This is a genomic window from Flavobacterium sp. P21 (genome assembly GCF_050632225.1).
Classification (GTDB): Bacteria; Bacteroidota; Bacteroidia; order Flavobacteriales; family Flavobacteriaceae; genus Flavobacterium.
Map to the genome: position 1 here is coordinate 2,989,483 of NZ_CP192585.1, position 10,804 is coordinate 3,000,286.

Sequence of the window (10,804 nt, forward strand, 5' to 3'; positions counted from 1 at the left end):
CAAGACCACAACAAAGCGGTTCTTATGGCGGATCAATGGAAAATGGAAGATACAGAACAATCTAGCAAGCTAAACAATGCTAAACAGCAAAGAAATGACTTTACCTCCCTTGAGTGTGGATCCAAAACAATAAGAAAATCGGAGTAAACGTATATTAAGTTGTTCTGAAAAAAGAGGTGAAAAACGCTAAACTGTACTGTTTAGCGTTTTTTTTGTCTCGATTTTAAAATAAAACTTGCAAGATAAATTTTGATCAAATACTGCTTCAAAAAACCTATTTTGCTCTCTAAAATTTCAATTCATTATTATATCTTTATCAACAATTATGGATACAGTTATAGAAATTTTTGGCGCAATTTTCGGTTTTTTAGCCGTTTATTTTACAATTAGACAAAATATCTGGTGTTGGTTTTTTGGTTTGATTCAAGTGATGTTGTATTGCTTCGTTTTTTATACTTCAAAATTATATTCAGATATGATTTTGCATATCATTTATATATTTCTGCAGGGATATGGCTGGTACAGTTGGAAATATGGTGGTGCTAATCATGATACGTTGCGTATAAGCTTGCTGACAAAAAGAATTCTTTGGGTTGCTCTAACCGTTTTTATATCAATTTTGGTAGGCTATTTTATGGACACAAGAACCGATGCATCTTGTCCTTATATTGATGCTTTTATAATGGTTGCAAGTCTCGTTGCTCAATATTTGATGATTATAAAAGTGCTGGAATCTTGGCTGTTTTGGATAGCGGTCGATGTAGTAGCTATTGGTGTTTACAGTTATAAAGAGCTTTATTTTACAGCAATATTGTATGTGCTTTTCTTAATTATGGCAATTGCAGGATATTTGGAATGGAAAAAAGCATACAATCAAGAGTTAATTTATGAAAATTAAAAATACTGTCGGATTGACATTAGGCAAATTTGCCCCTTTCCACAAAGGTCATCAGTTATTAATAGAAACGGCTATTAAAGAGGTTGATGAAGTGATCGTGCTGGTTTATGATGATCCTGTAATAAATATTCCGTTATCAATACGTGCTGGCTGGATACGCGAAATATATCCGGAAATTACTGTTATCGAAGGCGCCAATTCACCTAATGACAGTGGATACACAGCCGAGATTATGAAGATTCAGGAAGATTATGTCTTATCAATTTTAGGCGATCGTAATGTATCACATTTTTATTCTAGCGAACCTTATGGGGAACATATGAGTGTTGCGCTAAAAGCAATGAACAGACAGGTTGATATTGATAGGAACGCTATTCCAATTTCGGCTACTAAAATCAGAAATGATTCTTATAAAAACAAAGAATTTCTTCATCCAAATGTTTATAAAGATTTGATTACGAAAGTGGTTCTGCTTGGTGCGCCATCAACAGGAAAAACAACTTTGGCAGAAAAATTAGCATCCCATTTCAATACGCAATGGATGCCTGAATATGGAAGAGAATATTGGGAAAAACACCAAATTAATAAAAGACTCACTTTAGAGGATCTTTTAAAAATAGCCGAAACTCATATCGAAAGAGAAGATGCTCTAGTCTTGCAGTCGAATCAGTTTTTATTTTCTGATACTAATGCGATTACGACTTATTTGTTTTCGCTCGATTATCATGGAAAAGCGCTGGATGCATTAGAAAATCTGGCTAAAAAAGCCGAAAACAGGCATGACATCATCTTTTTATGCGATACTGATATTCCTTATGATGACACTTGGGACAGATCTGGTGATGTAAAAAGAAAAGAATTTCAAGAAAAAATAATTGATGATTTGAATTCTAGAAATCTTAAATATTATATGCTTAGGGGAACTGTTGAAGAAAGAATTGAACAGGTCTCAAAAGTAGTATTTGATCAAGAAAACAGTAAATTTAATCTAACTTAGAAACAAAATATAAGCATGTCAGATTTAATAAATAAAACAATGGGGTTTTTCAAGAAAGTTCCAGAATCACCTACAAATCCACAAGAAACTCATAAAGCTACCAAATTTAAGGTAGAAGATTTATATTCAAGCGATACAGATCAAAGTGATTCTAAGGATTCAGTGGCTTTGGATGAAAAATTGCGTCAGGCTTATTTTTGGATCACAAATACAGCTGTTATTAGTCCGTATTATGATATCGAATTCAATGATGGTGATCCTAAAAAGTTTTTATTTGGAGACAGCAAAGTACCAGTTTACTTGCCAACAGATCAAAGTTATTCGAGTTTTGTTTTAATGCCGTTATTGAATTTGGCCGCATTAGGAAAATGCCTTATAGTTGGTGGCCCAGGTCGCGGAAAAACAGCAACATCAGTATTGATGGGATTGTTGGCGGGATATGACAAAAAAGATGTAATGCGCGCCATTCAGCATGGTCAGCCTCAAATGACAATTTCAGATTTGTTGGGGCATCCACTGCCTTCAGACATGGTAAAGGCGGAGAAAACTTCAGATATCAGAATAGCTTGGAGAAAATGGCTCGGAATGAGGGTGAAAATCATTGACGAGTATAACCGAATTCCAACCAGAACACAATCGGCTTTATTAACGGTTTTGGCTGATAATTATGCTGAAATCTTCGATCAAATTTATGAATGTCCGGAAGGCGCTTGGTATTTGACTGCCAATGACGATGCGGGAGGAGGAACGTATCAAGTTATTGAAGCTTTAAAAGACAGAATCGATATTGTAATTAGAGCGATGCATTTTAATACAAGATTTATTGACGATTTATTGCAACGTATAGAACTCAACTTTAAGCCAGAATCTATAATTCCAGAAGAAATTATTTTTACTGAAGAAGAGCTCAATACGATAAACAAACAAATTAGAGGAATTCAGATAGAACCCGGATTGCGCAAACGCATTGAGTTTTTCTGTCGCCAATTTGAGTTTTTTGAACCAGCTTCGAATCGATTGGAATATATGACAAAAGACACGGCAAAATTGTCGGGTATTGACATGCGTACGCTTTTTAGAAAAGAAACAGGAAAAGACCCAATTAAAGATTTAGGTTCGCAGGCTAAAAATGGTTTATCGGTCAGAAAAATAATGACTTTATTGATGTTTTCTAAAGCGATGGCTTATTTTAGAGGAAATAAAAAAGTGGAATTAGAAGATGTGAGACAAGTTTTGCCATTTGTTTTGCATGATAGTTTGACGCCACATTTAGAATCTCCATTTTTTGATCAAGCGGGCAATGAAGTATATCGAGTAGACAGAATTGTATGGTCGCGCGAATTGTTTGATTTGTCTTGTGATGAATATGTGAGTCAGGATTTAGACCGAAATGATCCGGTTGATAAATTTGAAACCGAATTTAAAAAAGGACTTGAAAATATATCTTCAAAAGAAATCGACAGCCGACTTTTAAATATCGAAAAACAACTCCAGATATGGTCGCAGGAGAAAAAGCTTTATGGATACAGAGCAGATGACATTTTAAAACTAAAATACCTGCATCAGCGTTATACGAATTACAAAAGATGGTCGCAATGGAAAAAATAAGCTTTCAGCCGCTCATTTCAACATTTAGTGATAATAGTGCGCTCTACAATCAATGGTACAATGAAGGTGAAATAAAATATGGAAATTTAGATGCTCACATTTTTGCCAATTGGATGGTAGAAGTCGTAGAGCCTATTGTAAAGGCTATTGCTGTTTTTAATGATTCTCCAGAAAAAATCCATGAAGTTGTAAAAGCACTTTATTTAGAGTCACTGAAACTAATTGGAAGCGGAGTAGCAATTCGTTATAAAGATGAATATAAAGAAGCTTGGCTGTTAATGGCGCATATGCCAAATTTAGCGGTAAAATTTCCTTTAAAAACCATTTCATTGTTGCACGATGTTCTTTTGAACCTTGAAGTTCATGCTCCAGAAAAAGTTATAGAATGGTGTAAACTTGTTGCAAACAGCAGTAGTGAAATTAAAACTATAGAAGATTTTAAAATTGTAGGACGTATTTATGCATGGAAATGCGGTTTAGCACATTTAAGAATTCGCTTAAAGGATGATTTTGCTGGGCTTTCTGAAAGTCTACAGCAAACAATTATCAAAACTATTGATTCGTCTTCAAATGCAAATCAAATTTTTGAAAATCCGTGGTCGGAAAATAAAACAAAATTTGAAGGAGTTCAAGGCGGTTTTAAAGGAATGACTGGCTTTTTTGAAGAACCGCCGGTACTGGCACAAATGGGCGAGTATATATTTGCAACCGACTCAAAAAGCAGTTATGCGTTGTTTGCAGATCAATTTGGAAAAGTTTTGCTTCCGGCTGAAACGGTTGATGCAGAAGATATTGCTTTAAATTCTAAACGAATTACAAATTTAGAGAAATGGCTAGGAAGAGATAATAATGAAATAGACACAACTGTAATTTCGTCAGTTGTAACTACGCGAGACACGCTGATTTTTACCTTGCAGAATTCGTATTTTATATATTTATACAGTCTTGGAAATGCATAATCAATCCAAAATAGAAGAAACGCTCGCAGTATGGAAATCCCATTGGCAACAAGCAAAGTTGGAATGGAATCCTATGTTGCGTTTGCAAGAACCTATTTGGTGTTTATCAAACGAAGAAGCTTATAAAGAAGGACTTACGGGCAGTTTTGCAATGATTCGGTTAACAGATCACCGCATTGTTATTAATTTGGAAGAAATTGTAGAGCGCAATATAACCGATTATGCTCTAGAAGTGCTGGCACACGAAATTGGTCATCATATTTTTACGCCTGCAAATTTATATGACAACGCTGTTTTGCTGAATAGAATTCGTTTTGGATTACCAAGTATAGAAGACAGAGCGCCAATGGTGGCTAACTTATATGAAGATTTTATAATAAATGATAAGTTGCGGCGCGTCAATAAATTAAGAATGTCAGAAGTTTATAAAGCGATTAATACAGAGGAAAGTTTTTCAGAATTCTGGACGTTGATGATGCGTACTTATGAATATTTATGGCGACTGAATCGAGGAGAATTGGCAACAAAACTATCGCTTCATAGCAAGAAAATAGATTCTGATGCATCGTTGTTGGCTTCTTTGATAAGAAGCTATTCAAAAAACTGGATTCATGGCGGTGGTCGTTTTGCTGTGATGTTGTATCCATATTTGATGGATGACAAAAAATTTAAAGATGCACGAAAGAAGATTTTAGTATTGTTAGATGCTGAAGACGCAGGAAAAGGCGCTATGGATATTTCAGGTATGACCAAACTTGATTTGGAAGGTTATGATGAAGTAATTGATATGCGAAAAGAAGCCATCGACTCAAAAGAAAAAAGTGACGATAAAAAGAAAAAGGAAAGTTTAGGTATTGAAAGAAATGAATACGGAGGGCACGGACCAAGAAATGGCTACATGGGACCCGGCGATTACATTGATTTGATGCAACAAGCCAATCCAAATGCGGATGAACAATCTTTGATAAATGCCTATTACAAGGAAATTGCTTTGCCTCATTTAATTGATTTTCCGGTAGAAACGTCTGAAAATGTATCAATGGATTTGCCAGAAGGATTAGAAACTTGGGATATTGGCGATTCTATTGAAGAAGTAGATTGGCTTCAATCTGCCATTTTATCGCCAGAACTTATTCCGGGATTGACGACTCAAAAAAGAACTTATGGTTCAGATTCAGATAATTCAGTTTCAAAAAGTCCGCTGAACGTTTACCTTGGTATCGATTGTTCCGGTTCGATGGGAAATCCGAGACATAACTTTTCTTGGCCAATTTTGGCGACAACAATTATAGGATTATCTGCCTTGCGTGCAGGAGCCTCGGTTATGGGATGTCTTTCTGGCGAGCCGGGAAGTTATTTGGAAACAGATGGTTTTATTACAGACGAAACAGATTTGCTGACAACCTTGACTTCTTATTTAGGAACCGGTTATGCTTATGGAATTGAACGATTACGAAAACCATTTGAAATAAAACCCCATAAAAAATCGCATATTGTGATTGTTACTGATAACGATATTTTCAGCATGCTGGATGCTGATACACATACCAAACAAACCAATTGGGAACTGGCTGAAATTGCATTAAAAAATGCTGGCGGACATGGAACAATGGTTTTGCATTCTCCACCAGATTATAATCAACATTTGGTAGTTCGATTGAAAAATATGGGATGGAATGTTTACTATGTTACAAATGAAGCTGAACTTTTGAAGTTTGCGGCTGAGTTTTCACAACAAAATTATGCTTATGTCTAAATATGATGTTTTTGAACTGGTTACACACCTAAGGAAATGCCCAGATTCTTATTTAAGATCATCTGATTTTTTTGAATTAGGAGGATTAAATTCAATCGCCTTGATTACTGATACTTACAGGATTGTAAGCAATAATTTTTTGAAAAAGGATTTTAAAAATCCGTCAAATTTTGATTTAAAACTTGTTGATGACAATCATTGGCGAGCCATTCACATTTCGACATGGTTATTATGTCATCCCGATTTTATAAATAATCCTCAAATAGAAAACAAATTACATCAATTTTGGTTTGAAGAACTGCTTAAAACCACTGTATATGTAAAACATAATGAGTGGATTTCTGATGACGAACGCGCAGAAGAAATGGTAAGATTGCTTTTATATTGCTGTGAAATTATTCCTTATGGCGAAAATCATAATGAAGCGGCAGATAAATTGTCTTCGATAAACAGTGAAGAGCGATATAGAGTTTTAAAAGAATCGTATGAAGCTCATGAAAGAATCATGAGAATTCAGAGAGAAATGGCGGAACAAAAAGCCCGTGAAGCCGCAAATGTTTATGGACGCGAGTAAAGGCCCACAAATAGCATTAACAGACCAAGAACGTTTTCCGTTGCTTGACGATTTAAGTTTTTTAAACGAACTTAGACAAGATGCTTTTGCTCCAAAATTCAATTTTAAAAGCGGTGATCGCTTAAATGCAGAACAGCTTTCAAGAGTTAAGTTGTACAAAAAGAGATTTTACGATAAAAAAGTATTCTGGAACGAAGGGCAAACTCCAAGTTGGCTGGCAGATTATTTTGAATGGTGTATCAAAACAGTTCCTTTTTATCAGAATAAAGGAAATGATTTCGATGTTTTTCCAACTATTTCCAGAGAAGATATTAGAAAGTTTCCTTATTTATTGGTTTCAAATGAAGCCAATTTAGAAGAACTTCTGGTTTATCATACTTCTGGATCAACAGGATCGAAGCTAGATGTACTTTTTGATTCGGTTTCTCAGGCGAGTTGGTTGCCACAAATTGAATCGGTACTGAAAGAGTTCAATATTTCTATCACCGAAAGCAACAATACAACTGCCATTGCATTGATTTGTGCTCAAGAAACAACATTGACGTATGCTTCTTTATCAACTTATTTAAACGGTGCCGGAATTTTAAAAATAAATCTGAATCCATCTGAGTGGAATCATCCAGATGATGCGAAAAAATACCTCGAAAAATACAATCCGGAAATCCTGACAGGTGATCCAATTGCATTTACAGCATTATTAGATTTAAAACCTAAAATAAGCCCAAAAGCATTAATATCTTCAGCAATGAAGTTGACAAAAGGCGTCAAAAACAAATTGGAAGATTACTTTAAATGTCCTGTTATAGATCTTTATTCTATGACAGAATGCAGGAATATTGCCTTTGCTTCTGAAATCGGACATAAAGTTATTCGCCCCGATTTATATTTGGAAATTTTTGATGAACACAACGATATAAAACTTCCAAATGGCGAAAGAGGCGAATTAGTTGTAACCGGAGGCGACAATTCTTTTTGCCTTTGATTCGTTATAGAACCGGCGATTTTTGCAGTTTAAAAATAGAAAACGGTATTCCATTTTTAGTAGGTTTAGAAGCACGAAATCCAATAGTTTTTGTAACAAAATCAGATTTAAAAGTCAATAATATTGATATTTCTAATCGGTTATCAGAATTTCCTTTGGCAGGTTTCAAAATGCATCAAAGAAAAGATAAGTTGATTGAGTTTGTTGGCTATTCTAATGAAATCACATCAAAAGAAATTGTTGACGAATTATATGCAATTTTTAAAAATGACATTGAAATTGAAGCAGAAATTCAAAAAATAGCCCAAAATAATGCGGTGGAAAAGACGAAGTATTCTTCGGATTTGATTACTGTTTAAAGATATTTAGATACCAAAAACGTTTCATATTTCTATTACAATCAGTTATGTAAAAACAGTTTTAATTTTTACATTAGTAAATTCTTAAACCAAATAGAAACACCATAAAAACCATGAAAAAAAGTTTTTTTTGCTTTTTAGTTTTATTTTCATTGCAAGCTGTCAAAAAAATACCAACGAACCAACAATAGCTGATCCTACTTTAAGAGGACCTCAAAAGTCTGTCAAAATTGAAAGCAACATACCAGAAAAATTATACAATGCTACAGAGGTTGATGTTCATCCGCAGTATCCTGGAGGCATACAAAAGTTCCAAGCTTTTTTAAAGAAAAATTATGTTATACCAGAAGAGGTGGTTCAAGATGAAATGAAAGCTTCTGCAATTTTTGCTTCTTTTGTAATTGAAAAAGATGGAAGATTATCCGATATAAAAATCCTTCATGATTTTGGATATGGATCAGGAGAAGAATTACAGCGTGTTTTAAAATTATCTCCTAATTGGAAACCCGCAATCAAAAATGGAAAAGCTGTAAGATGCATGTATTCGGTGCCTTATTATTGTATTTAAAATGATTTTTTTGTCAACAGATTTTTTTAAGAAACGGCAATAAAAGGATTTTTTTGGACTTGACCAAAAATATAAAACTTACTAATTTGAACCGTTGTTTAAATACTGTTATGAATTTATGTTAAATTCATAACAGTATTTTTTTGTAAGCGTTAGAACTCTTTATTTTGCTTAATTAAAAAACATCTTTTAAGATTTTTTACCAATGATACCACGATTACTTTCCCTTTTTCTTCTTTTTTCTCTTTATCGATTCAATCTCAATCTTCAACAAAAGAATTGATTGATAGTTTGAACGCTATTGACAATCACGAAAAGAAGGTAGAATTAAGCCGAAAAATCGCTTTAAGATTAAAGAATTCAGACTGGGAAAGGGCAGTAAAGTATATTGAATTGGCAGAAGCTGAAGCCAAGAAAACAGCAACGCCAGATTTAGCTTTGGCGGGAGTTTATGTAACTGCTGGAGAAATTTATGATTCAAAGGATGTTCTCGATGTCTCTTTAGAATACTATTTAAAAGCCTACGATATTTACAAGGAAATGAATAATGTTCCGGAGTCGGCCAGACTCGAAAACAATCTCGCCATCTTATATGCAAAAAGCAATAATCAGGAAAAAGCTTTACAATTTTTTGCTCATGTTTATAAATATCAAAAAGCAAAAAATGATCCCGTTAAATTGGCAAAAATTCTAAATAATATTGGAACAATTTATTTAGACAAAAATCCAGATTCTTCTTTATACTATTATCAGAAAGCGCATTTGTTGACCAATAAGTTAAACGACAATAAATTAAGCGTTTATGTTTATACAAATCTAGCAAGAGCTTATGCTTTCAAAAAAGACAAAAAGAATGCAGATCTTAATTTTAAAAAGGCTTTTGATTTGCTTAATTTCAGTAAAGATAATTCTCTGAAAGCATTTGTACACGAATCTTTTTCTGAATATAATTTGCAAGAGAATAATTTGGAAAACGCGATTTTAAACGCAAAACAAGCTTTAGAATTGAATAAAGACAAATCGTTTGGTTTTTCTGCTATGAGACTCAATAAAATGCTGTATCATGCGTATTTGAGCAAACAGGATTATAAAAATGCGGTTTATTATTTTGAGCAATACAGTAAAATCAGCGATAGCATTAATATTGAGCAAAAGGCCGTAAATCTGGAAAGAATCAGGCTGGAACAAGATTATAAAGTTCGAAATAAAATCAGAACGCTAGAAGAAGAACAAAAGCGATTTAAGTATTATGTCATCGGTTTGATTTTGGTTGTTGGAATATTGTTTCTGATTATTTTATTGATAAAATACCGAAACAGGAATATTAAAAATCAGCTTGAGAAAGAAAAATTAAAAGCAAAACAGCAAGAACTCAACCAAAGCCTTGAAGCCAAAAATATGGTTTTGGTAGGAAAAGCCATGGCCGAAATTCAGCGTACAGATAATATCAATGAGATTTTGACCGATTTAAAAATGATCAAGCTCAAAACACCCAATAAAGAATTACAACAGGCGATTGATATTGTATTAAAACGTTTAGAAAAAGATTTGAATACCGATATCTGGAAAGAATTTGAAATTAGTTTTGAGCAAGTTCATAAATCTTTCTTTGACAGACTCACCATCGATTACCCAACACTTACTCCAAAAGAGCGCAGATTATGCGCACTGCTTTATTTAGATTTAACTACAAAAGAGATTTCTCAAATCACGGGACAATCGTTTAAATCTATTGAAAATGCCCGCACAAGATTGCGTAAAAAGTTTGATTTGACAAACGAAAAAGTAAATCTTTCCACTTATTTAAACAGTTTTAAGGGAGAAACAATGTAAAATAATTTTAATTGTAACTAATTGGTACAGTTGGTTTTATTTTGAAATGAGTGCTACTTAAGTGCTCTTTTTTTGTTTAAGAGTGTTTTTGCATTAGTCCTTTTTTTATTGGCGACAATTTCGGCTTCTATATTTACCAAAAAAATATCAGAAGTTAATTTTAAATGAATGCGAAGAAAAAGAATGCACCTCTTAAAAGTTTGGAAGAACTTTTAGAGGAAGCAGAAACAAAAAAAGCGCCCTGTTAAAAATTCTGCAAAAAATTACGAA

At 33.7% G+C, this 10,804-nt stretch carries 10 protein-coding genes; all 10 read left to right on the forward strand.

Annotation, left to right across the window (positions count from 1 at the left end; all coding sequences use genetic code 11):
• Positions 1-325 precede the first annotated feature (325 nt).
• Positions 326-898: a nicotinamide riboside transporter PnuC gene (gene pnuC / locus ACQ9BO_RS14900; protein WP_431241375.1), complete on the forward strand. Its 573-nt coding sequence runs from the start codon at positions 326-328 to the stop codon at positions 896-898.
• The gene (locus ACQ9BO_RS14905) at positions 888-1,895 is read left to right on the forward strand and encodes an AAA family ATPase (RefSeq protein ID WP_431241376.1); all 1,008 of its coding nucleotides are present in this window, start codon (positions 888-890) and stop codon (positions 1,893-1,895) included. The genes pnuC and ACQ9BO_RS14905 overlap by 11 nt, the downstream gene beginning before the upstream one ends.
• Before the next feature lie 15 nt (positions 1,896-1,910).
• Positions 1,911-3,503 (forward strand): AAA family ATPase, encoded by a 1,593-nt coding sequence (locus tag ACQ9BO_RS14910; protein ID WP_431241377.1) that lies wholly within the window; start codon positions 1,911-1,913, stop codon positions 3,501-3,503.
• Positions 3,491-4,462, forward strand: a complete 972-nt coding sequence (locus tag ACQ9BO_RS14915) for a hypothetical protein (RefSeq protein WP_431241378.1) — start codon at positions 3,491-3,493, stop codon at positions 4,460-4,462. Before ACQ9BO_RS14910 ends, ACQ9BO_RS14915 begins: the two co-directional genes overlap by 13 nt.
• Positions 4,455-6,218: a hypothetical protein gene (locus ACQ9BO_RS14920; RefSeq protein ID WP_431241379.1), complete on the forward strand. Its 1,764-nt coding sequence runs from the start codon at positions 4,455-4,457 to the stop codon at positions 6,216-6,218. The genes ACQ9BO_RS14915 and ACQ9BO_RS14920 overlap by 8 nt, the downstream gene beginning before the upstream one ends.
• Positions 6,211-6,792, forward strand: coding sequence for a hypothetical protein (locus tag ACQ9BO_RS14925; protein ID WP_431241380.1), 582 nt, complete (start codon positions 6,211-6,213; stop codon positions 6,790-6,792). The genes ACQ9BO_RS14920 and ACQ9BO_RS14925 overlap by 8 nt, the downstream gene beginning before the upstream one ends.
• Complete coding sequence (locus tag ACQ9BO_RS14930; RefSeq protein WP_431241381.1) at positions 6,779-7,774, forward strand: AMP-binding protein; 996 nt, start codon at positions 6,779-6,781, stop codon at positions 7,772-7,774. Before ACQ9BO_RS14925 ends, ACQ9BO_RS14930 begins: the two co-directional genes overlap by 14 nt.
• Positions 7,771-8,133 (forward strand): hypothetical protein, encoded by a 363-nt coding sequence (locus ACQ9BO_RS14935; RefSeq protein ID WP_431241382.1) that lies wholly within the window; start codon positions 7,771-7,773, stop codon positions 8,131-8,133. Before ACQ9BO_RS14930 ends, ACQ9BO_RS14935 begins: the two co-directional genes overlap by 4 nt.
• Positions 8,134-8,263: 130 nt before the next feature.
• The gene (locus ACQ9BO_RS14940; RefSeq protein ID WP_431241383.1) at positions 8,264-8,701 is read left to right on the forward strand and encodes an energy transducer TonB; all 438 of its coding nucleotides are present in this window, start codon (positions 8,264-8,266) and stop codon (positions 8,699-8,701) included.
• A 279-nt stretch (positions 8,702-8,980) separates the two neighbouring features.
• Positions 8,981-10,534, forward strand: coding sequence for a tetratricopeptide repeat protein (locus ACQ9BO_RS14945; protein WP_431241384.1), 1,554 nt, complete (start codon positions 8,981-8,983; stop codon positions 10,532-10,534).
• The last annotated feature ends 270 nt before the right edge of the window (positions 10,535-10,804 follow it).